The organism is Flavobacterium galactosi (assembly GCF_048158585.1).
In the GTDB taxonomy this organism is placed as follows: Bacteria; Bacteroidota; Bacteroidia; order Flavobacteriales; family Flavobacteriaceae; genus Flavobacterium; species Flavobacterium galactosi.
In genome coordinates this window covers 366,298-387,959 of the sequence record NZ_JBLNKV010000004.1, presented here as the reverse complement: position 1 = coordinate 387,959, position 21,662 = coordinate 366,298, and the positions used below count along the sequence as shown (strand labels likewise).

At 32.8% G+C, this 21,662-nt stretch carries 23 protein-coding genes and 1 tRNA gene; 12 read left to right on the top strand and 12 right to left on the bottom strand.

From position 1 onward, the window contains the following. Positions 1 to 107: 107 nt before the first annotated feature. Positions 108 to 2,576: a TonB-dependent receptor gene (locus ACM55M_RS10875; RefSeq protein ID WP_416857655.1), complete on the bottom strand. Its 2,469-nt coding sequence runs from the start codon at positions 2,574 to 2,576 to the stop codon at positions 108 to 110. A 12-nt stretch (positions 2,577 to 2,588) separates the two neighbouring features. Beyond that, entirely contained in the window at positions 2,589 to 4,286 is a 1,698-nt protein-coding gene (locus ACM55M_RS10870; RefSeq protein WP_416857654.1) for a M23 family metallopeptidase, read from the bottom strand. A gap of 179 nt (positions 4,287 to 4,465) precedes the next feature. Between ACM55M_RS10870 and ACM55M_RS10865 the strand changes: the two genes are divergently transcribed. From ACM55M_RS10865 to rny, 3 genes are all read left to right on the top strand, one after another. After that, positions 4,466 to 4,756, top strand: a complete 291-nt coding sequence (locus ACM55M_RS10865; RefSeq protein WP_416857653.1) for a hypothetical protein — start codon at positions 4,466 to 4,468, stop codon at positions 4,754 to 4,756. 10 nt (positions 4,757 to 4,766) lie between these two features. Further along, positions 4,767 to 5,060 (top strand): cell division protein ZapA, encoded by a 294-nt coding sequence (locus ACM55M_RS10860; RefSeq protein ID WP_035667727.1) that lies wholly within the window; start codon positions 4,767 to 4,769, stop codon positions 5,058 to 5,060. Positions 5,061 to 5,269: 209 nt separating this feature from the next. Next, positions 5,270 to 6,835: a ribonuclease Y gene (rny, locus tag ACM55M_RS10855; protein ID WP_416850055.1), complete on the top strand. Its 1,566-nt coding sequence runs from the start codon at positions 5,270 to 5,272 to the stop codon at positions 6,833 to 6,835. A 90-nt stretch (positions 6,836 to 6,925) separates the two neighbouring features. Here the strand turns inward: rny and xerD are convergent, their stop codons facing one another. The 3 genes from xerD to ACM55M_RS10840 form a co-directional block, all read right to left on the bottom strand. Next, positions 6,926 to 7,834, bottom strand: a complete 909-nt coding sequence (xerD, locus tag ACM55M_RS10850) for a site-specific tyrosine recombinase XerD (RefSeq protein WP_416857652.1) — start codon at positions 7,832 to 7,834, stop codon at positions 6,926 to 6,928. Between the two features lie 78 nt (positions 7,835 to 7,912). Continuing rightward, on the bottom strand, positions 7,913 to 8,506 hold the full coding sequence (locus ACM55M_RS10845) for a hypothetical protein (RefSeq protein WP_416857650.1): 594 nt from the start codon (positions 8,504 to 8,506) through the stop codon (positions 7,913 to 7,915). Between the two features lie 182 nt (positions 8,507 to 8,688). After that, positions 8,689 to 8,817 (bottom strand): hypothetical protein, encoded by a 129-nt coding sequence (locus ACM55M_RS10840; RefSeq protein WP_416857649.1) that lies wholly within the window; start codon positions 8,815 to 8,817, stop codon positions 8,689 to 8,691. Between the two features lie 348 nt (positions 8,818 to 9,165). Here ACM55M_RS10840 and ACM55M_RS10835 point away from each other — a divergent pair, with 348 nt between their 5' ends. Then, positions 9,166 to 9,729 (top strand): porin family protein, encoded by a 564-nt coding sequence (locus ACM55M_RS10835; RefSeq protein ID WP_416857648.1) that lies wholly within the window; start codon positions 9,166 to 9,168, stop codon positions 9,727 to 9,729. 74 nt (positions 9,730 to 9,803) lie between these two features. Beyond that, a complete protein-coding gene (aroQ, locus tag ACM55M_RS10830) occupies positions 9,804 to 10,217 on the top strand; it encodes a type II 3-dehydroquinate dehydratase (RefSeq protein WP_416857647.1) in 414 nt (137 codons plus the stop codon). 67 nt (positions 10,218 to 10,284) lie between these two features. Here the strand turns inward: aroQ and ACM55M_RS10825 are convergent, their stop codons facing one another. The 4 genes from ACM55M_RS10825 to ACM55M_RS10810 all read right to left on the bottom strand — a co-directional run bounded on the left by ACM55M_RS10825 (position 10,285) and on the right by ACM55M_RS10810 (position 13,801). Next, positions 10,285 to 11,169: a cation diffusion facilitator family transporter gene (locus tag ACM55M_RS10825; protein ID WP_416857646.1), complete on the bottom strand. Its 885-nt coding sequence runs from the start codon at positions 11,167 to 11,169 to the stop codon at positions 10,285 to 10,287. A 118-nt stretch (positions 11,170 to 11,287) separates the two neighbouring features. After that, positions 11,288 to 12,598 carry a UDP-N-acetylglucosamine 1-carboxyvinyltransferase gene (gene murA, locus ACM55M_RS10820; protein WP_416857645.1) on the bottom strand — a complete coding sequence of 437 codons (1,311 nt, stop codon included), beginning with the start codon at positions 12,596 to 12,598 and terminating at the stop codon, positions 11,288 to 11,290. A 103-nt stretch (positions 12,599 to 12,701) separates the two neighbouring features. Further along, on the bottom strand, positions 12,702 to 13,421 hold the full coding sequence (locus ACM55M_RS10815) for a DUF4290 domain-containing protein (protein WP_416857643.1): 720 nt from the start codon (positions 13,419 to 13,421) through the stop codon (positions 12,702 to 12,704). 83 nt (positions 13,422 to 13,504) lie between these two features. Further along, positions 13,505 to 13,801 carry a DUF493 family protein gene (locus ACM55M_RS10810; protein WP_416850064.1) on the bottom strand — a complete coding sequence of 99 codons (297 nt, stop codon included), beginning with the start codon at positions 13,799 to 13,801 and terminating at the stop codon, positions 13,505 to 13,507. Between the two features lie 148 nt (positions 13,802 to 13,949). Between ACM55M_RS10810 and ACM55M_RS10805 the strand changes: the two genes are divergently transcribed. The 5 genes from ACM55M_RS10805 to ACM55M_RS10785 all read left to right on the top strand — a co-directional run bounded on the left by ACM55M_RS10805 (position 13,950) and on the right by ACM55M_RS10785 (position 18,545). After that, a complete protein-coding gene (locus ACM55M_RS10805) occupies positions 13,950 to 14,489 on the top strand; it encodes an AAA family ATPase (RefSeq protein ID WP_416857642.1) in 540 nt (179 codons plus the stop codon). Positions 14,490 to 14,572: 83 nt separating this feature from the next. Further along, positions 14,573 to 16,468: a RecQ family ATP-dependent DNA helicase gene (locus ACM55M_RS10800; RefSeq protein ID WP_416857641.1), complete on the top strand. Its 1,896-nt coding sequence runs from the start codon at positions 14,573 to 14,575 to the stop codon at positions 16,466 to 16,468. Beyond that, a complete protein-coding gene (gene fmt / locus ACM55M_RS10795; protein ID WP_416857640.1) occupies positions 16,468 to 17,415 on the top strand; it encodes a methionyl-tRNA formyltransferase in 948 nt (315 codons plus the stop codon). The genes ACM55M_RS10800 and fmt overlap by 1 nt, the downstream gene beginning before the upstream one ends. Positions 17,416 to 17,594: 179 nt before the next feature. After that, positions 17,595 to 17,867 carry an HU family DNA-binding protein gene (locus ACM55M_RS10790; protein WP_035667751.1) on the top strand — a complete coding sequence of 91 codons (273 nt, stop codon included), beginning with the start codon at positions 17,595 to 17,597 and terminating at the stop codon, positions 17,865 to 17,867. Between the two features lie 117 nt (positions 17,868 to 17,984). Then, positions 17,985 to 18,545: a YqgE/AlgH family protein gene (locus tag ACM55M_RS10785; protein WP_416850068.1), complete on the top strand. Its 561-nt coding sequence runs from the start codon at positions 17,985 to 17,987 to the stop codon at positions 18,543 to 18,545. On the opposite strand, the gene ACM55M_RS10780 is transcribed toward ACM55M_RS10785, so the two are convergent. Next, positions 18,542 to 19,381, bottom strand: coding sequence for an aminotransferase class IV (locus ACM55M_RS10780; RefSeq protein WP_416857639.1), 840 nt, complete (start codon positions 19,379 to 19,381; stop codon positions 18,542 to 18,544). The two genes, ACM55M_RS10785 and ACM55M_RS10780, sit on opposite strands and share 4 nt — an antisense overlap. A 55-nt stretch (positions 19,382 to 19,436) precedes the next feature. Beyond that, a complete protein-coding gene (locus tag ACM55M_RS10775) occupies positions 19,437 to 19,829 on the bottom strand; it encodes an START-like domain-containing protein (RefSeq protein ID WP_143387973.1) in 393 nt (130 codons plus the stop codon). A gap of 155 nt (positions 19,830 to 19,984) precedes the next feature. Here ACM55M_RS10775 and ACM55M_RS10770 point away from each other — a divergent pair. Together ACM55M_RS10770 and ACM55M_RS10765 are read left to right on the top strand one after the other, a co-directional pair. Next, positions 19,985 to 20,058, top strand: a tRNA-Met gene (locus ACM55M_RS10770). A gap of 66 nt (positions 20,059 to 20,124) precedes the next feature. Next, the gene (locus ACM55M_RS10765) at positions 20,125 to 21,336 is read left to right on the top strand and encodes a tyrosine-type recombinase/integrase (protein ID WP_416857638.1); all 1,212 of its coding nucleotides are present in this window, start codon (positions 20,125 to 20,127) and stop codon (positions 21,334 to 21,336) included. A 6-nt stretch (positions 21,337 to 21,342) separates the two neighbouring features. Here the strand turns inward: ACM55M_RS10765 and ACM55M_RS10760 are convergent, their stop codons facing one another. Then, positions 21,343 to 21,630, bottom strand: coding sequence for a hypothetical protein (locus tag ACM55M_RS10760; RefSeq protein ID WP_416857636.1), 288 nt, complete (start codon positions 21,628 to 21,630; stop codon positions 21,343 to 21,345). Between the last annotated feature and the right edge of the window lie 32 nt (positions 21,631 to 21,662).

Genomic DNA, 21,662 nt, shown 5'->3' with positions numbered 1-21,662 from the left:
TAAATTCAAATGTAATCATTTTTAAAAACGCTTCTGTCATTCTGTAAATGATTTATGATATATAAAGGGCTTAAAACTGCAATAAAAAAGCTCTTATTTCTTTTCTATTACAACTTCGCGCTAAATTTAATATTAAAAACCCTGGTGGTCATATAATTAGGAATTGCATATTGATTTTTTGAATATACATCCCGAACCCAAGTATTCGTAATTGCATTTTGATTATCAAAGAGGTTAAAAATTTCTAAGCCTATAGCTAACTCCTTAAAACTTTTAAGCCAATCTTTATTGCCGTTGCCCGAACTATTTTCTAAAAACACTTTAGAAAAACCAACATCCGCTCTGCGATAATCTCTCAACCTGTTTTGATACAAATACGGATCTGCATACGAAGGTGAACCACCTGGCAAACCGGTGTTGTAAACCAAATTCAAGTATATTTTTACACTCGGAATATTAGGCATAAAGTCTTGGAACAAAAGCCCAAATTTCAATCTTTGATCCGTTGGTCTGGATATATACCCCTTGCTATCGCTATTTTCTTCCGTTTTAAGATAACCGAAACTTAACCAAGATTCTGTTCCTGGCACAAACTCCCCATTCAACCGAACGTCCAATCCCTGCGCATATCCTTTGGCATTATTATTAGCCGCGTAACGTATACGGACATTATCTATCGTATACGTATTTACGTCCGTCAATGATTTATAATACAGTTCTGAAACCAGTTTAAAAGGGCGATTCCACATTTTGAAACTGTAATCATTACTTAGAACCAAATGAATGGATTGTTGTGCCTTAACATTTGGCTGCACTACTCCATCAGCACCCCTAAGTTCCCTATAAAATGGCGGTTGGTGGTATACACCTCCCGAAATCCTGAAAACCATATCCTTTTCCCAATTTGGTTTTATGGCAAATTGTGCTCTTGGACTAAAAGTAACTTGAGATTTACCCATTGCATTATCTCCAGAAACTTCCCAATTATGCATTCGTACTCCCGCATTATACCAAACTTCACTCGAACCTAAATTATCTTTTCTACTCCATTGCGCGTAACCTGAAAATCTATTAATCGTATTGAAATTAGTTGCTCTCACATTTTGATAAGGTACTAAAGGCCCTGTGTAAGCAGAATATGGCTGATCATTTTTAGGCAAAATAACAATTGGCGGATTTATAGAAAAACCTATAGAATCAATTACTTCCCACTCCGCTATTCTGTCGCGAATGGATTCACCCGTATATTTGATTCCCCATTCGAATTGGTTTTCTTTCCAATCGTGAAATCCTTTTACTTCCGTATTTATAATTAGCGCATCTAAATCATTTCGTGCATGATTAAGCTGTGAACCAATTCCTCTTGAAAAAGAAACATCGCCATACGTATCAGAACCGATGTTAGTATCTACTTCGCCCAGACGATATTGTGCAAAAATGTCAAAATGCTCTTGTTCTAAAGTATGAAAAACGGATCCTATGAATTTCAATATAAAATTATCCGAAGCTTTAAAGGTTGTTTTTATAGCTCCAAAATAAGTATCATATTTATCTTTTTCCTGCCCTTCATAATAAATTGAAAGTGCCATAGGATTATCAATAGTTCCAAAATTAGTTTGACGCGTCAATGGCTTATACTGATATTTATTTTGAGAAATATTCCCCAGAAAACTCCATTGCCACTTTGCCGATGCCTGATAATTAATATTCGTTTGAATATCGGCGAATGTTGGCGTGAAATTCGTTTGCGTTTCCTGGCTTTCCACCAAAAGACTATTGTTACGGTACCGAACTCCGGTAACTGCCGACCATTTTTTGTTTTTGGAAACGGCATCTACAGAAAGGCTTCCGCCAAGAAAACTAGCTTCCAGATTCGCACCAAATTTCACTGGTTTTCTATAGGTAATATCCAACACGGAAGATAATTTATCACCGAATTTCGCCTGAAAACCTCCAGCAGAAAAATCTATATTTTGAACCAAATCGGTGTTCGTAAAACTCAATCCTTCTTGTTGACCGGAACGAATTAAAAAAGGGCGGTACACTTCGATTTCATTTACATAAACCAAATTCTCATCATAATTCCCGCCGCGAACTGCGTATTGCGTACTTAGTTCATTATTAGAATTAACGCCCGGTAAAGTTTTCAAGATATTTTCGATTCCCGCATTGGCTCCAGGAATTTTTCGGATAACATCAGGCTCAATGGTGGTAATTCCCTGAACTCTTTTTCCATTTTTTGCAATGACGATAACTTCCCCCATCTGCTCTTGATAGTCATTCATTACCAAATTGAACTCATAGTCTTCATTAGATTTTAAAACAATGAAAACAGTTGCTTTTTTTAAAGAAATATGCGAAAAAACAACCTCCACTTTTTGATTGGCAGGAACAGCCAAATCAAAAAAACCATTTATATTAGACTGCGTTGTTTTGCCAAGACACAAAACATTTACATTCGCTACAGGTTGATTCTTTTTATCCAGGATAATTCCTTTAATTCTAGCCGATTGGGCCGATGCAGCAAGTCCAACAAAGAAAAACAAGAAAACAAGTATTAATTTATGAGGAATCAAATGGTTTGGTTTTTATTTTTTTTGGCTTCTGAAAAAATGTGTTTCAAAGATAGTTGAATTTCCTACATTATCAATTACAACCACTTTTAAATCATTGGCACCTTCAGCAACAATCTCATCACTGAAATTATGAATTAGTTTTTTAGTTTTATTATCGTATTCGAATAATATCCAGTTTCCATTCAAATAACCGTTATACGATTTTATACCTGATAAACTATCATTTATTGTAAGCTGAATCGTCTTTTGGGCACTCAGCCATTTTCCTTCAATTGGTTTTGCAATAGTGATTTTTGGCGCAATTGTATCCATAACCAAGGTATATTTCCCCAACGTTTTTACTTTTGTGTTAAAAACATTCTCTTTTCTGTATGTAGAATTATAAGTGATTTTTTGACCTTCGACCAAACCTATAAATATTTTTTCTCGTTGAGTTTCGCTGTATTTATTGTCTTCTATGGAAATCGTAAAATTAGTATGTGCCGGAACAGTATCGTCATGAAGAAATAAAGTGTCGTTTTTGACATCAAAATTCATATTAAAATCATCGTAAAATGTTCCTGCAGGAAAGAAAACCGACATGTTATCTTTAGCAAAATTACTATCCTTATTTGCTCTTACGAAATAGTTCGACACAACGGGCTCTTGTTCAATAATAGTGGATAATAAATCATATTGAATAGGAATCGAAACCGTAGTTTTATTTCCATAAAAATCCGAAACTTCTATTCGATAAACAGAGGCCAGGTTAGGGACTACCGGAATGATTCCGTTGTTTTCATCGGCCTGAATGATGCTTAATCCATACTTATTTTTCATAAATAACTTCTGGATCCTTTGCTGGGTTTTCTTGTATTTCGAATAATCAATCAGCGCATTTATGTAGCGCATATCGTCAAAGGAATAGGTGTCGAATTGATATCCAAAATTTGGTTTTCCGTTGTAAAAAGACTGGACTTTAAAAAGACCATTTCTATTAAAAGAAACATCGTCATAATCCACAGCAGTTATTCCAAAACCTATTTCTCCATTAGCCACCACTTTTTCAGAGAGATAGGCTCCATTTTTTTGTAATGACAAATTAAGCAACAAGGGACGCTTCGAATGATTCACCGAAGTTTTTGCATCCAAAGGATATACATAAACCGAAGAAACAACAGGCTTTTTTGTGTCCTTAATATTTTTATCAAATCCAAAAAACATAGGGTTAATAATTTTTTCTGTTTTACTGTCTCGAATTTCAAAATGCAAATGCGGCCCCTCAGAACCTCCCGTATTTCCAGAAAAAGCAATTACTTGTCCTTTTTTAACAATCAGCTCGTTTGGCTTAGGAAACAATTCGATTTCAAAAGATTTCAAGTCATAGTGGGATTTTTTGATATAGTCCTCAATACCATCATTAGCTCTTTGCAAATGCCCATATACAGAAGTAAACCCGTTAGGATGAGTGATATAAATGCATTTTCCATTACCAAAAGTAGAAATTTTTATTCTTGATATATAGCCATCGGCAACAGCGTAAACCTTCAAACCTTCTTTCTGTAGTGTTTTTAAATCAAAGCCTGCATGAAAATGATTGGGTCTCAATTCGCCAAAATTTCCTGAAAGTTGCATTGGAACATCAAGTGGCGAACTAAAATAATCTTTGGGATAGTCCAATTGAGCAAAAAGAGGACTGCAAAAAAACATAAGAAATATAAAAATTTTCATGGGGTTCATTTTTGCTAAGATAAAAAAAAGTAGTTAATAAAAAATTATAAACGAAATGAAATCACAACCTACTGAATTACATATAATTGATTTTTTTAATGCAAAAAAATCAATAAAATATTGTAATAATAAAAAGGAATACTAACTTTGTAAGATTAAGTAATGAATTAGAATTAATAATGAGTGTAATTGCAGAAATAATTGATACTCTTGAAAATAAGGTTGAAAAACTTTTCAGCAAACTGAAAGGTTTGGAAAAAATCAATCAAGATTTAAAAATTGAATTAACAAAATCTGCAGCAACCATACAGACTCAAAATCAAGAGATTGAAGCGCTGAAAACGCAATGTGAAACACTCAAAATTACTAATACATTATTAGGCAGTGACGATAATAAAAGAGATACAAAGCTTAAAATAAATTCATTAATTCGCGAAATTGATTACTGTATAGCACAACTATCAGATTAATAATAATAATATGGACGATAAGCTTAAAATTAAAATATCAATCGCAGACAGAGTGTACCCGTTAACGGTAGAATTGTCTCAGGAAGAAGGCCTTAGAAGCGCCTCAAAAAAAATTGATGTGATGATAAAGCAATTTGAAGAAAATTATGCTGTTCGTGACAAGCAAGATGTATTAGCCATGTGCGCTTTACAATTTGCCTCACAAGTAGAACAAAAACAAATTGATAATGCAATCGATGGTGAAGCAACTATTGAAAGATTAAAAAAAATCAATGCGGTTTTAGACCAATATCTCGACAATTAAACGTTCTTTACAAAGACTAAGATACTGCCTACATTAGTTCATATTTGGTAAACTCAACACTAACAATTTAGAATGAGCAAATCATCACTACTAAAGCATGCCACGCTTCGGCGAGGAAACTTGAACAGTGAGTTAGCTCAAAACTTGTCTTTCCGAGTTTATTCAATTACCCTAATGTAGGCTTTTTTTATATATAAATTTTAACAAACATGGACAACATATTAACGATCATTATTACCGGTTTTATAGGTATTGCAGGGGGGTTTGGAATAGCCAAACTAATAGAAAAAAGTAACATTTCTAACTTAATTAAAAACGCAAAAAAGGAAGCGTCATCAATTTTAAAAGATGCTAACCTTGAAGCCGAAAACATAAAAAAAGATAAAATTCTTCAAGCAAAAGAAAAATTTATCGAATTAAAATCGGAGCATGAGCAAGTAATTCTTTCTCGTGACAAAAAAGTAGCAGAAATAGAAAAAAGAGTTCGTGACAAAGAATCTCAAATTTCTAATGAATTGTCAAAAGCAAAAAAAGTTAATGATGATTTTGAATCAAAAACTTTAGAATACAGCACTAAAATAGAGGTTTTAGATAAAAGACAGTCTGAAGTAGACAAATTACACAAAAGCCAATTGCAACAACTGGAAGTGATATCCGGTTTATCTGCTGAGGAAGCTAAAAATCAACTCGTAGAGGGATTAAAAGCCGAAGCTAAAAGCAAAGCGATGTCGCATATTCAAGATACTATTGAAGAGGCTAAATTAACCGCACAACAAGAGGCTAAGAAAATTATCATCAATACCATTCAAAGAGTTGGAACAGAGGAAGCAGTTGAAAACTGCGTATCTGTTTTCAACATTGAATCCGATGATGTAAAAGGTAGAATTATTGGTCGTGAAGGTAGAAATATCCGTGCCCTTGAAGCTGCAACCGGAGTTGAAATTATTGTAGACGATACACCAGAAGCTATTATTCTTTCTTGTTTTGACCCTGTTCGTAGAGAAATTGCCCGTTTGGCATTACACAAACTCGTAACTGACGGAAGAATTCACCCAGCACGTATTGAAGAAGTTGTTGCTAAAACAGCCAAACAAATTGACGATGAAATTATAGAGGTAGGTAAACGTACCGTTATTGATTTAGGGATTCACGGTTTACACCCTGAATTAATCAAAGTTGTGGGACGTATGAAATACCGTTCTTCTTATGGACAAAACTTACTGCAACATTCCCGTGAAGTTTCTAAACTTTGTGGAATCATGGCAGCTGAACTTGGCTTAAACGTAAAACTGGCTAAAAGAGCAGGTTTATTACATGATATTGGTAAAGTTCCAGATGCGGAAAGTGATTTACCTCACGCGTTATTAGGAATGCAATGGGCTGAAAAATACGGTGAAAAAGAAGAAGTTTGTAATGCGATTGGAGCACACCACGACGAGATTGAAATGAAATCATTATTATCTCCTATTATTCAGGTTTGTGATGCTATTTCAGGTGCCAGACCAGGTGCCAGAAGACAAGTATTAGATTCTTATATTCAACGTTTAAAAGACTTAGAAGAAGTAGCCTACGGATTTAGCGGCGTAAAAAATGCTTATGCTATCCAAGCAGGTAGAGAACTTCGTGTTATTGTAGAAAGCGAAAAAGTTTCTGATGAAAATGCAGCAAATTTATCTTTTGAGATATCACAAAAAATTCAAACAGAAATGACTTATCCAGGTCAGGTTAAAGTAACTGTAATCAGAGAGACAAGAGCAGTTAATATTGCGAAATAAAACTACTCTCATTTCTTCATAAATAGAAAAAGGCTTATTGATTTAAAAATCAATAAGCCTTTTTCTATTTCCATTACTACAACTCTATTATTAGAAATTTGATTTTTTTCTGGGATGAAAAGTATTAATTACCTGAGTTAAAAATTTTCGATCAAGATGGACATAAATCTCTGTTGTAGTTATCGATTCATGGCCCAGCATTAATTGAATCGAACGTAAATCTGCACCATTTTCCAGAAGATGTGTGGCAAAAGAATGTCGCAACGTATGTGGACTGATACTTTTATTTAAATCTATTTTGACAGCTAAATCTTTAATAATCGTAAAAATCATGGCTCGTGTCAATTGATTTCCTCTTCTATTTAAGAACAATGTATCTTCAAATCCCTTTTTAATATTCAAATGGACTCGCATTGTATCTTTATAAATCTGAATGTATTTTTGAGTCAAATTACCGACAGGCACAAAACGTTGTTTATTCCCCTTTCCCGTGATTTTAATAAAACCCTCCTCAAAAAATAAATCGGAAATTTTCAAAGCCGTTAATTCAGAAACCCGTAATCCACAACCATAAAGTGTTTCGAGCATCGCGCGATTGCGCTCCCCTTCATTAGTGGTTAAATCAATCGCAGAAATAAGGGTATCAATTTCAGTAACAGATAAAGTATCCGGAAGTTTTCGACCAGTTTTAGGCGTCTCAATCAACTCTAAAGGATTGTTATCCCGAAAATCTTCAAATATCAAATAGCTAAAAAAACTTTTAAGACCCGAGATAATTCTGGCTTGTGAACGCGGATTAACTTGTTTGGAAACATCATAAATAAACTGCTGAATAGTTTCGTCATCAATATCTATTGGAGAAATAACCATTCCATTCTTTTCAAGAAAAAGACACAAACGCTCTATATCAAAAGAATAGTTCTCAATAGTATTCTTTGATAAACCGCGCTCAATTCTTAAATAAGATTGATAACTTTTTATATAGGTATTCCAATTCATATCCCAAAGTAAAGCATTTTTTAGACATAAAAAAACCACGCTTTTAAACGTGGTTTAAATTATAATTAAATCAAAAAGTTATTTTCTCCATTTACCCCCACCAACATAGAATCCTAAATGAATTCCTAAATAAGTATTGGAAACAGTTCCTACTCTATCTCCATTTAAATTTTGTAAATCAGATTTTGGCACCAAATTATATTCCATCCCCATTCGGAATTTACCCCACTCAAAACCTCCTCGTACTAACGCGCCCATTTTACCCGCTGCACTTACAGAAATTTGATCCGAAGTATCTACGTCATCGTATTCTACATTTGCGATAGAATAAAGTCCTGCCCCACCACCAATATAAGGAACGAAAGATTTTCCCGCTTTATTAAAATAATAATCATATGTTCCTACATACGAAACATTAACCGAAACTTTTGCACTAGTAGTACTGCCATTATCTTGAATATCACGTATCATTGCTGCAGAGCCAATCCGTAAACCGATGTTCATATTCTCTTTTATATTATACTTAGGTTCAATTGAAAGTAATAAACCTCCCCCACCATTTGAAGGGATCGTATATCCTAAATCTAATCCAACTCTAAAACCGCCTTCTTTTTGTGCATAAATACCATTACAAGTCAATGCAATAAATACAATTAAAATTACTTTTTTCATCTTTTATTTTAAATTAAAAAAAATAAAAATACGAATAAATAATCATTTAAGATTCTTACTAATTAAAATTACAAACAGATTTATCAACAGTAAAATTCCACTAGATTTTTATTTAAAAACCTCCCGAATTGGGAGGCTAGCATATTGTATTTCTAAAATTTAAAATTTGTAACCTACAAAAATTAGAAATACGGAATTTTAGATTCTGATTCGCCAGGAAATAATTCATCATGCCATCTAGTTACTCTCAAATTATAACGTGCTCCCAGCATAAATTTTTCAGTAATATCATGGGCAGCACTAAAATTCATACAGAAATCAATTGATTTAACATCATTTTTTATCTTTTCTATCCTATTTTATAGACACTAGAAAATCAATTTAAAAACCTAGTTCTAAATTAAACGTACTCGAAATATCATATTTAAAAATAACTGAAATATCAATATAAATTTAAATAATTGATTTTTAGTTGTTTAAAAATAATAAAGCTACATTTACACAAAAAAATAGCTAATTAAAAGTATCAAAACATTATAATCTTGAAATTAAATTAAGTGAATATTATAAGTAAAAAACATAAAATTGTAATATTTCTTTAAATTAAGAGTTTTACCTTGGATGTAATAAATTAAGAACAATAATTAAATACCAATATTATGAAAAAGACAATTTTAGTTGCCGCTTTACTGCTTGCCATTTCAAATAATATGCAAGCTCAATTAGTTAAGTTTGGAATTAAAGCAGGTGTAAATTACGCAAATCAGACTGGTACTAATGTTACCGTAAACAGTGGGAATTACAACAAAGATGCAATTACCAGTTATCATGCGGGACTAGTCGCAGAAATTAAACTTCTGGATAGTTTCTCCATACAACCCGAATTGCTATACTCTACTCAGGGAGCGACGTACAAATATGCGGCTACAGAATTTAAAAATGAATTGGGTTATTTATCAATTCCTGTTTTAGCAAAAATCAATCTGAATAAAGTAGTTAGTCTTGAACTAGGTCCTCAAGCTTCCTTTTTATTGAGCGAAAGAAACGATTTTGATGTTGAAGATGCCAACACCTTCGATTTTGCAGTTGTTGGTGGTTTAGGCTTTAATATTACCAACCATTTTTTCCTACAGGCACGCTATGGTTTAGGACTAACAGATGCCTCAAAGGATGCCGAAGTTAAAAACTCAGTTGTACAAGTTTCAGCAGGTTTTAAATTCTAAGAAAATTAAAATAAATTTATTAAAACCGTTCCATAAATTGGAACGGTTTTTTTATTTTTACCAAAATAACAATTATGAAAATAAGTATCATCAACGGACCCAATCTTAATCTTCTTGGGAAACGCGAGCCAGAAGTCTACGGCAGCCAAACTTTCGAGGAATATTTTACTACTTTACAAATAAAATTTCCAACAATAGAATTTACTTATTATCAAAGCAACATTGAAGGAGAATTAATTGACACCATCCAAGAATTTGGTTTTTCTTATGATGGTATTATTTTAAATGCCGGTGCTTATACCCATACTTCTATAGGGATTGGCGATGCTATAAAAGCCATTACAACACCAGTTGTTGAAGTCCATATTTCTAACACATTTTCACGAGAAAATTTCCGCCACCAATCCTATATTTCAGGAAATGCAAAAGGAGTTATATTAGGCTTTGGATTAAAAAGTTATGAATTAGCAATACAGTCTTTTTTGTAGTTTGAATGAATTCCAAGAAACCAAATAAATTGAAAGACAAAAGGCACAATAAAATTGTGCCTTTTGTTTATAAAATCTCTAACTGATTATTCGGTTCCACATGGATTAAAACGTGACCTAATTCAGGAATTTCTTGTCTTAAAGTGTCTTTCAATTTATGGGCTAAATCATGTCCTTCTTTTACTGAAATATTCGCATTTACTATCGCATGAAGATCCACATGATATTGCATTCCTGCTTTTCGTATAAAACATTTCTCTGTATCAATAATTCCCTCGACTTGAAAGGAAACCTTTCTAATTTCATCAATTAAATCATCGTTCAGATTTTCATCCATAATTTCTCCAAGAGCAGGTCTGAAAATTAGATAACTGTTATAAAGAATAAACCCAGATGCAAAAAGAGCGGCCCAATCATCAGCAGATTCGTATCCTTCTCCTAAGATTAAAGCAATTGAAATCCCTAAAAATGCCGCAACAGAGGTGATTGCATCACTTCTATGATGCCAAGCATCTGCTCTCAATGAAGAACTATTTGTTTCTTTACTGCGCCTCATAACCAAACGAAAAGAATATTCTTTCCAAATAATTATCGCTCCTAAAATAAAAAGTGTCCATGATTTTGGCAATTCATGCGGGGTACCAATGTTACTGATACTTTCATATGCAATAATTGTAGCTGAAGTAATTAAAAAGCCAACAACCAAAAAAGTCACTAATGGTTCTGCACGGCCATGCCCGTAAGGATGATTATCATCCGCTGGTCTATTGGAATACTTGATTCCGAACAATACTAAAAAAGAGGAAAAAATATCAGTAGTAGATTCAATCGCATCTGCTATTAAAGCATATGAATTTCCAAAAAAACCTGCTAACCCTTTAATAATCGCTAAACAGATGTTTCCAACTATGCTAAAATAAGTTGCTTTAATTGCAGTTTGTTCGTTTGACATTGTATTTTGTAATGATTTAATAAAATAAAAAATCGTTTAAATAATCCTTTAGAATTTTGAATTTATACATTCACTCAGGTAGGATTTTTTAAACGATTTTTTTTTATAAAAATAGGTGTTATGCTCGAATGATATTAGCGCCAATCGCTCTTAATCGTTCGTCAATTCGTTCATACCCTCTATCGATTTGTTCTATATTTTGAATAGTACTTGTCCCTTTTGCCGAAAGAGCTGCAATCAACAAGGAAATCCCTGCACGAATGTCCGGTGAAGACATGGTCGTTGCTTTCAATTGTGATTTGAAATCATGCCCCATAACTACCGCTCTATGCGGGTCACATAACATAATTTTTGCGCCCATATCGATTAACTTATCTACGAAAAACAATCGGCTTTCAAACATTTTTTGATGAATCAATACATCTCCTCTTGCTTGTGTGGCAACTACTAAAACAATACTTAATAAATCAGGCGTAAATCCTGGCCAAGGTGCATCAGCAATAGTAAGAATAGAACCGTCGATATCCGTTTTCACTTCATATCCATCTTCGTGGGCAGGAATATAAATATCATCTCCTCTTCGTTCTAAAGTGATTCCCAATTTTCTGAAAGTATTTGGAATAACTCCAAGGTTATCCCAACTTACGTCTTTAATTGTAATTTCACTTCTGGTCATAGCAGCTAATCCAATCCATGAACCAATTTCAATCATGTCCGGAAGAATTCTGTGCTCACAACCGCCTAGACTTTTGACTCCTTCGATAGTTAATAAATTAGATCCAACTCCCATAATGTTTGCACCCATAGCGTTCAACATTTTGCAAAGTTGTTGCAAATAAGGTTCACAGGCTGCGTTATAAATTGTCGTTTTCCCTTTTGCCAAAACAGCAGCCATAACAATATTAGCTGTTCCTGTAACTGATGCTTCATCAAGTAACATATCAGTTCCAGTTAATCCTTTTGGAGCTTCTACACCATAAAAATGGTCTTCTCTATTGTAACGGAATTTTGCACCCAGATTGATAAATCCTTCAAAATGCGTATCTAATCTTCTACGACCTATTTTATCTCCTCCGGGTTTTGGAATATATCCTCTGCCAAAACGAGCCAATAATGGCCCAACAATCATAATAGAACCACGAAGTGAGCCACCTTCTTGCTTAAATGCTTCGGTTTCTAAATATTGTATATTAACATCATCTGCTTGAAAAGTATAAGAGCCAGATCCATTTTTTTGAATTTTAACTCCTAAGTTCCCTAAAAGGGTTATCAATTTATTGATATCAATAATATCAGGAATATTATTAATTGTAACTTTTTCAGGAGTCAAAAGAACTGCACATAAAATTTGCAATGCTTCATTTTTAGCTCCCTGTGGCGTGATTTCTCCTTTTAGACGAATGCCACCTTCTATTTTGAAAATTCCCATATTATTTTTTTAAGGTTCTGAGGTTTTAGGTTATAAAGGTTCTGAAGTTTTTCCGATTTATTAAAAAGCAGTACTTCAAAATCTAAACAACTTATTACCCATTTTATTTTGGATTATTATTTTTTACGAAAGGTTTTGGTTTACCCGTTTTTAAATTCTTATTACTTAGAATTTTTGGTTGTCCAACAGGAGTGATTTTATTGGAAACTCGTTTATTAGTTCGCAATAAATCGGTAGTATTTAAAAGTTCTTCGGTGCTTTGAATCAAATTCAATTTACCATCAGACAATTCATACAAGTGTTCGAAAATAACATCATCCTTTACGGTATCTTTATTCCAACTCAAATAGGATTTTTTCATGTGATTGGCAATTACTTTTACCAATGCATTTTTCATTTCGCCATCTTCCCATTTATTGGCGACATCAATCATATATTTTATGTTGTTACCATAATACCTGTATTTGGGGAAATTTTGCGGGTATTTTAAAACATCCGGTTTTAATTGCAAGACTTCACGAGATGGAATTGGGTATGGCGAATCGGCCACTAATTTAAAATCAGACATAATAAAAATCTGATCCCATAATTTATGTTGAAAATCAGGAACATCTCGTAAGTGAGGATTCAAACTCCCCATCACCTGAATAATATATTTTGCTGCTTTGTTGCGCTCCACATCATCTTCAATCTTTGTAGCCTGATCAATCAATTTTTGCAAATGACGACCGTATTCCGGAATAATTAAATGGGATCGCTCCGCATTATATTCCAAATGATGAACAGTGTCGTTCGCGTTTTCTTTTATATATTTTGAATTCATATTCGAATGTATATTTTTTGATCATATATGCCACATTTCCGAAGATTTAAATCATTCGAAATGTATCAAAAATTTATTTTATATTACAGGGAAATAATACCTTTAATTGTAGAAACTTCTAAGTATTTATCTACTATTTCTTGTGAATCTTTTACGGTAACGTCAACAGATATACTTGTGAATTTACCCGTTTTGGATTTTGTCGTTTTTATAACCGCTCCCATACAGTCAAAAGCCAGTTCAACACGCTCCACATTATCATTTTCTGTTGGTACAATAAACTTAAATAAGTACTCTGCTGGCCATGTATTACTCATATCCAGCTCTACTTTTAATCTTTCGTAAAATTCCGCAGTCTCTTTTTCTTTATCGTTATCCATTTTCAATTTAAAAATAAGAGCAAATATACGGTTTCAAATGTAAATTTTGAATATTTGAAATATGATTTTTTGCCAAATTATATTTTTACGGCAATCATTTTTTCAAATTCCAATAAGTTTGAGTAATTTCGCGCCTTATTTGTAAAAAGTGCAGAAAGAAATCATAGTTATAATTGGTGGTCCCGGAACTGGAAAAAGCACAATCATAGACGGATTGGTAGCTAATGGATATTGCTGCTACCCCGAAATTTCAAGACAAGTAACTTTAGAAGCTCAAAAACAAGGCATTGAACAATTGTTCCTGACAAATCCTTTACTGTTTAGTGAATTACTTCTGGAAGGCAGAAAAAAGCAGTTTCAAAGCGCACTTGAAGAACCTCATCAAATTGTATTCATTGATCGTGGTATTCCAGATGTTGTTGCCTATATGCATTACATTGGAGACAGTTATCCTACTTTTTTTGATTTGGCTTGCCAAGAATACAAATATACAAAAATTTTCATTCTTCCGCCTTGGGAGGAGATCTATACTAGTGATACTGAACGATATGAAAACTTTGAACAAGCGAAAGATATCAATAGTCATCTTGTTACAACTTACAAAAAATATGGTTACGAACTTATAGAAGTACCTAAAGATAGTGTTGATAACAGAATTCTTTTTATCTTAGATAAAATTTCTAAATAATTTAAGGATTACAAATTGGGATTTACGATTTTTTCATCAAGTATAAATTATAATCTAATCCCGAAGCTTTGGGAACCAAATCTATGCCAGAAGCACTACAAATTCTCCAAAAATATTGGAAGCATGGCAAATTTAGATCGCTACAAAACGAAATTATAAATTCTGTTTTAAGTGGTGAAGATACTTTTGCGATAATGCCTACCGGTGGTGGAAAATCCATCTGTTTTCAAGTTCCTACATTGATGCAGGAAGGAATTTGTTTAGTAATTTCTCCATTAGTGGCATTGATGAAAGATCAAGTCGCTAATTTGCAAAAACGAAATATTAAAGCGATTGCATTGACTGGCGGAATAAAATCAGATGAAATGATTGACTTATTGGACAATTGCCAATTTGGAAATTATAAATTTTTGTATTTATCTCCGGAACGATTACAATCGGATTGGATTCTTGAAAGAATAAAGAACCTTCCTATCAGCATGATCACCATTGACGAAGCACATTGCGTTTCACAATGGGGACATGATTTCAGGCCTGCTTATTTGAAGATTTCAGGATTAAAAAAGCATTTTCCAAAAATCCCTTTCTTGGCTTTGACCGCAAGCGCAACTCCAAAAGTTAAAGAAAGCATCATCACTGATTTAGGATTGCATAATCCAAAAATTTTCGAGAAGTCATTTGCCCGAGAAAATATAGCCTACATGGTTTTTGAAGTTGAAGACAAACTTTTTAGAATAGAACAAATTCTAAAGAAAAACCCTCAGCCTTCTATAATATATGTAAGAAATAGGAAATCGTGTTTGGATATTTCCTCACAATTACAATCTTTAGGATTCAAAGCAACGTATTATCACGGCGGACTTGCGTCCAAAGAAAAAGATAAAAACATGCAGTCTTGGATGAATGAAGAAGTGCAGGTTATTGTTGCTACCAATGCGTTTGGAATGGGAATTGATAAAGCCAATGTAAAAACAGTCCTCCATATTCAGCTTCCGGAAAATTTAGAAAATTATTATCAGGAAGCTGGAAGAGCCGGAAGAAATGGAGAGAAAGCCTATGCCGTATTATTAACCAGTCCATCGGATATTCTTCAAACCGAAAATCAGTTTATCAATGTTCTTCCTGATAAAAAGTTTTTAAATCTAATGTATATCAAACTCTGTAATTATTTCCAGATTGCTTACGGAGAAGGAATCGACGAGCAATTTACGTTCAATTTACATCATTTTTGTCTAAAGTATAAGTTTCCAACATTGAAAACCTACAATGCCATGCGGTTTCTGGATAGACAAGGAATTATTAGTTTGTCCCAAGAGTTTTCGGAAAAAATTACGCTGCAATTTCTTATTCCTTCCAAAGAAGTAATCCGTTATATGAGTTTAAATCCTAATGACGAAGAAATTATTTTGGCAATATTGCGAACCTATCCTGGAATTTATGAGATCCAAACTGCTTTCAACTTAGAATTGATTGCAAAAAAGTCACATCACGGTACAAATGAAATACAGGCAGTTTTAAATAAATTAAAGGAAAAAGATATTATTGAGTATCAGTCGAAAAATAATGATGCTACATTAATTTTTAATGAAATTCGCGAAGATGAAAGAACGATAAATAGAGTTTCTAAATATTTAGAAAATCAAAACGAATTAAAAAAAGAACAACTCAAGTCTGTTATTTATTATATAAGTGAGAAAAAAAATTGTAAAAGCAAATTGATTTTAGATTATTTTGGCGAAAAGACAAACGTTGATTGTGGTATTTGTTCCTATTGCATCACTAAAAAAAATAAGAAAAGGGATGTGACTTCGCTTTCAAAAGAGATTGTTGCTTTATTACAATCAGACGATTTGAATTCTAGAGACATCCAAAATAACACTAAAAATAGCCCAGACGACGTTATCTTTGTACTACAACATTTATTAGAAAACAATATTATACTTGTAAAACCAAACAATAAATACACTTTAAAATCATAATGGAAAAATTACGAATTGTTTTTATGGGAACCCCAGAATTTGCTGTTGGGATTTTGGATACTATAATCAAAAATAACTATGAGGTTGTTGGCGTTATTACAGCAGCTGATAAACCTGCTGGCCGCGGACAAAAATTAAAATATTCGGCAGTAAAAGAATATGCGCTAGCCAATAATCTTAATTTATTACAACCTACTAACCTAAAAGAGGAAGCTTTTTTATCGGAATTAAAATCTTTGAATGCCAATTTACAAATCGTTGTTGCTTTCAGAATGTTACCAAAAGTAGTTTGGGAAATGCCCTCGTTAGGAACATTCAATCTTCATGCTTCATTGCTGCCCAATTATCGTGGAGCAGCTCCAATAAATTGGGCAATCATAAATGGAGAAACGAAAACGGGTGTGACTACTTTCTTTATAGATGACAAGATTGATACCGGAGCCATGATTTTAAGTGCTGAAACACCAATCTCAGCAACTGAAAATGCAGAACAATTACATGATCTATTAATGGATTTAGGAAGCAAGATCGTTATTGAAACTTTGGGAATGATTGAAAAAGGAAATGTAACGACCATTATTCAAAAAGATGATGCTGATATTAAAACGGCATACAAACTAAATAAAGAGAATTGCAAAATAGATTGGACAAAATCAGCTTCCGAAATAAATAACTTGATTCGAGGTTTGAGTCCTTATCCAGCAGCTTGGTGTTTCTTTGGAGACAAAAATGAAGAGTGGAATGTGAAAATATATGAAGCAAAAATCATCTCAGAACATCACAATTATCCTATTGGTAGTTTGATTTGTAACAAGAAAGAGATGAAAATTCCTGTAAAAGATGGATTAATCCAAGTACTTAGTTTACAGTTTCCGGGAAAAAAGAGAATAAATACTATAGAATTGTTAAATGGCATGTCTTTTTCGGAAAATGCGAAAGTCTATTAACATCAGTAAAAACAAGGGGTTTGATGCTTTTAACAAGAAATAAGCCTTGTTTTATGAACAAAAAAAATAAGTTATTAACAAAACAAACTAAAATAACACAAAACGCTTGCAAGGAACGGATTTCCTACTAAATTTGTGTATTGACAATTTTTTTAACCAACAATTAATAACTATTTATTATGAACAAATCAGAATTAATCGATGCTATCGCTGCAGATGCAGGAATTACAAAAGCTGCAGCTAAATTAGCTTTAGAGTCATTTTTAGGAAACGTAGGCGGTACTTTGAAAAAAGGAGGAAGAGTATCTTTAGTAGGTTTCGGATCTTGGTCAGTATCTGCTAGAGCAGCTAGAGACGGTAGAAATCCTCAAACAGGAAATACTATCCAAATCGCAGCTAAAAACGTTGTGAAATTTAAAGCTGGAGCAGAATTAGAAGGAGCGGTAAACTAATCATAAGTTTTCCATTATAATAAAACCTTCCACATGGAAGGTTTTTTTATGCATTTAAACGACTTTGTTTGGTATTATCAATAATTATTCCTTAATTTTAATAAAAAAACTAGCGTTATGATTTCAGAAAAATTAAAAAAAGGACATCTTCTTATAGCAGAGCCTTCTATATTTGGAGATTTATCATTTAGCAGATCCGTAATATTATTAGCAGACCACAACAAGGAAGGTTCTGTTGGTTTTATTATAAATAAACCTTTGAAATATACCATCCACGACTTGATTCCTGATATTGATGCAAGATTCAAAATCTACAATGGTGGGCCGGTAGAACAAGATAATCTTTATTTTATCCATGACATCCCCGAATTAATTCCTAATAGTGTAGAAATTTCAAATGGCATCTATTGGGGTGGCGATTTCGAATCTACAAAAGAACTTATCAATACCGGAAAAATAAGTAAAAAAAACATTCGTTTTTTTCTAGGATACACCGGTTGGGAAGAAGACCAACTGGAAACAGAAATGGAATGTAATTCGTGGATTATCACTGAAAATAATTATGAAAATAAAATCATAGGAAAATCAGCAGCTCATTTCTGGAAAGAACAAATTATGGAACTAGGAGGAGAATATCTTATCTGGTCTAATGCTCCAGAAAATCCTTATTTAAATTAAACAACACGTACCGCTTCGTTCAATTTTTCAACTAATTCATTTGCCAATTTAGTTGTAAACTCCTTTTTACGATATTTTGTGATAGGCTGTATACCTTTTATAACATTCGTAATAAACAATTCATCTGCTTTTTGAAGATCAAATGGAGAAATTACTTCTTCAACTACCTCTAAATTTGCTATTTTTTTTGCCAAAGCTAAAATTTGTTTGCGCATTACACCATTCAAGCACCCTTCGGAAACAGGCGGCGTAATGAGTTTATTACCCAGTAGCATAAAAATATTTCCTTGCAAAGCTTCAACAACATTTTTACTGTCATTCAATAAAATGCAATTGTCTAATCCATTTTCATTTGCATAAATACTAGCGGTTATGTTTAAGATTTTATTAGTTGTTTTTATGGAAGACAACAATTGTTTAGTCACATAAAAGTCTTTATATAAATCAACTTCATATTCTTTTTTGTCAATTGAATACAGCGTTCCTTCAAGTGTTATTGCATGAATTAAAAAAGAAATTGTATTATTTTGTGGTAAATAATAGCCTCCATCATTTCTATAAATGGTAATTCTGGCTCGTGCCGAATCAGCTAAAGAATTATTTTCAACGAGAGAAAGTATTTGTTCTTCAAAATATTCCATGGTAAAATTCATTGGAATTTCCATTCGAACCACTCGCATAGAAGACATTAATCTAAAATAATGATCTTCTAAAAAAAGAATTTTATTATTTATTATTTTAACCGTTTCGAAAACAGCATCACCATACAAAAAAGCGCGGTTCTGTGTCAATATATTAGCGTCTTGAGACACTATAGTTCCATTAAAATTAATCATAAAAAAAGCCCTAAATTTTGTTTAGGGCAAATATAAGTCATAAAATATGATTTTACTATACAGACCCTATGAGATGTTTCAAATCTGAAATTTGGTTTTCCCATAACTGTGTTGCTTCATCTACTTCATTTTTATCAGCAAAATCAATAACCATTAAAGAAACATCCTTGGTAAGTTCATCAACTAAAATATGCAATTCAAAAAAGTACTCTGTGTCTTTACTGTTCTCATCAACCCATTTGAATTTAACTTTTTCACCCGACTTCTTAGAGGCAAGCCTGGCTTTTTCTTCGGAGTCATTCCAAATAAAAGTAAAGAACTCTCCACGAGAATTCACATTATCAGCAAACCATTCTGACAGACCAGAAGGAGTCGATATATATTGATATAATAATTGAGGCGAGGAATTTATGGGGAACTCGATTTCGTAACGTACTTTTTGATCCATGAGCTACATTTAATTTTTGCGAAATATATAGAATATAACTCCGAAAAAAAAGCATTTTTAAAAATATTTTTTTTTCTTAAAAATATACTTGCAAGCTGTAATATTATTTTTATATTTGCACCCGCATTCAGGGATGGTTTTCCACCTTCAATCATGGCGAGATAGCTCAGTCGGTTAGAGCGCAGGATTCATAACCCTGAGGTCCCGAGTTCAAATCTCGGTCTCGCTACTAGGTTAAAAGACGAAAAAATATAGATTTTATGCGGTTTTAGAGCAATTTAAAACCGCTTTTTTTATGTCTAAAATTCGCCACCTCTTAACGAAAGAATACGCTAACGCATACGATTTGACTTATAAGAAACAATACTCAGTACCAAAGATTTACGATGCAAATGGTGATTTAACAAAGCGTTGGTACGTGTATTATTCGTTTCGAAATCCATCAACCGACATGCTCGAAAGACAGACTCCAATCTACTCGGGGGTCAATCAATTCAAAACACTAAAAGAAAGAAAAGAAGCAATAAAAATCCTTTCTAAGGCAATTGAAACTATTTTAGAAAATGGCTTCAATCCTTATGATGATTCTATTTCTGTTGATGAATCAAAGAAATATAATATTCCAGATGCAGTTACTTTTGCGCTTGAATTGAAAAAAAACACACTCAAAGAGAATAGTTATCGTGATTTTAGAGTGAGAATAAAATCATTTGAGAAGTGGCTTTTGGCAAATGGCTTTGAAAATAGATACATTACAACGGTAAATAAAAAGACGGTAATCACTTTTCTTAACTCCATTCTATCGAATACGAGTCCTAAAAACAGAAATAATACTCGCTCCAATTTATCAATGTTCTTTCAATCACTAGAGGATAATGATATTATTACGGATAATTTTGTCAAAAAAATTAATGTTCTAAAATCTACACCCGAAAGAAATAAGACTTATAGCACTACTCAAGAAGTTGATATTTTCAATTATCTAAAAAACAATGACGATTTATTACTCTTGTTTATTCAGTTTGTTTCTTATAATCATTTGCGACCTGTAGAAGTTGTCAGATTGAGAATTAAGGACGTAAACATAAAAGATAAACTTATTTATGTTCGAGCAAAAAACAAGGCTGTAAAAATCAAAATCATTCCTGAAATATTATTATGCACATTACCCGATTTAGAGAAGTACGATCCGGAAAGTTTTTTGTTCACTCCAAATGGTATTGGCTACGACTGGACAACTGGCGAAACCGACAAAAGAGATTATTTCAGTAAACGTTTCAAAAAAGTAAAAGACAGTTTAGGATTAGGAAAAGATTACGGGCTTTATAGCTTTAGACATACGTTCATAACCAAGCTATATAGAGAGCTTGTAAAAAACAGTACTCCATTTGAAGCGAAAAGCAAACTAATGCTTATTACTGGTCATACTACAATGACTGCATTAGAGAAGTATTTACGTGATATAGATGCCGTACTTCCTGATGATTACTCAGAGCATATCAAATAAATTCGTTTAAACTTTTTTCCATCCAATCCTAGTAATATTTTCGGATGGATAAGTGATATATATTTCGAAAGGAATTTCCATTTTTCTTTTATTCAAAATTTTTAACTGGTATGGTTTTATGTTATCAAAATTTTGAAAAATACAAATCCATTTACTCCATTTGTTTTGAATACCAAAAGTACAATAACACCTAACTTCTTCTTTTTTAAAGAATTGAATGCTGTCAATCATGGACGGTTCCATGTGCTTGAAAATATTTTGCATATTCTCTATATGTTCAGGTGTAAATGGCATTTTCAAATATATAAAAAAATCGTGCTACATTA

Coding starts and splice junctions, on each gene's coding strand:
- ACM55M_RS10845 (WP_416857650.1), bottom strand. CDS start 8,506: ATGAAAAAAGTAATTTTAATTGTATTTATTGCATTGACTTGTAATGGT.
- ACM55M_RS10865 (WP_416857653.1), top strand. CDS start 4,466: ATGAGTGTAATTGCAGAAATAATTGATACTCTTGAAAATAAGGTTGAA.
- ACM55M_RS10825 (WP_416857646.1), bottom strand. CDS start 11,169: ATGTCAAACGAACAAACTGCAATTAAAGCAACTTATTTTAGCATAGTT.
- murA (WP_416857645.1), bottom strand. CDS start 12,598: ATGGGAATTTTCAAAATAGAAGGTGGCATTCGTCTAAAAGGAGAAATC.
- ACM55M_RS10835 (WP_416857648.1), top strand. CDS start 9,166: ATGAAAAAGACAATTTTAGTTGCCGCTTTACTGCTTGCCATTTCAAAT.
- ACM55M_RS10800 (WP_416857641.1), top strand. CDS start 14,573: ATGCCAGAAGCACTACAAATTCTCCAAAAATATTGGAAGCATGGCAAA.
- ACM55M_RS10785 (WP_416850068.1), top strand. CDS start 17,985: ATGATTTCAGAAAAATTAAAAAAAGGACATCTTCTTATAGCAGAGCCT.
- ACM55M_RS10760 (WP_416857636.1), bottom strand. CDS start 21,630: ATGCCATTTACACCTGAACATATAGAGAATATGCAAAATATTTTCAAG.
- ACM55M_RS10870 (WP_416857654.1), bottom strand. CDS start 4,286: ATGAAAATTTTTATATTTCTTATGTTTTTTTGCAGTCCTCTTTTTGCT.
- rny (WP_416850055.1), top strand. CDS start 5,270: ATGGACAACATATTAACGATCATTATTACCGGTTTTATAGGTATTGCA.
- fmt (WP_416857640.1), top strand. CDS start 16,468: ATGGAAAAATTACGAATTGTTTTTATGGGAACCCCAGAATTTGCTGTT.
- ACM55M_RS10780 (WP_416857639.1), bottom strand. CDS start 19,381: ATGATTAATTTTAATGGAACTATAGTGTCTCAAGACGCTAATATATTG.
- ACM55M_RS10790 (WP_035667751.1), top strand. CDS start 17,595: ATGAACAAATCAGAATTAATCGATGCTATCGCTGCAGATGCAGGAATT.
- xerD (WP_416857652.1), bottom strand. CDS start 7,834: ATGAATTGGAATACCTATATAAAAAGTTATCAATCTTATTTAAGAATT.
- ACM55M_RS10775 (WP_143387973.1), bottom strand. CDS start 19,829: ATGGATCAAAAAGTACGTTACGAAATCGAGTTCCCCATAAATTCCTCG.
- ACM55M_RS10765 (WP_416857638.1), top strand. CDS start 20,125: ATGTCTAAAATTCGCCACCTCTTAACGAAAGAATACGCTAACGCATAC.
- ACM55M_RS10860 (WP_035667727.1), top strand. CDS start 4,767: ATGGACGATAAGCTTAAAATTAAAATATCAATCGCAGACAGAGTGTAC.
- ACM55M_RS10810 (WP_416850064.1), bottom strand. CDS start 13,801: ATGGATAACGATAAAGAAAAAGAGACTGCGGAATTTTACGAAAGATTA.
- aroQ (WP_416857647.1), top strand. CDS start 9,804: ATGAAAATAAGTATCATCAACGGACCCAATCTTAATCTTCTTGGGAAA.
- ACM55M_RS10840 (WP_416857649.1), bottom strand. CDS start 8,817: ATGAATTTTAGTGCTGCCCATGATATTACTGAAAAATTTATGCTGGGA.
- ACM55M_RS10815 (WP_416857643.1), bottom strand. CDS start 13,421: ATGAATTCAAAATATATAAAAGAAAACGCGAACGACACTGTTCATCAT.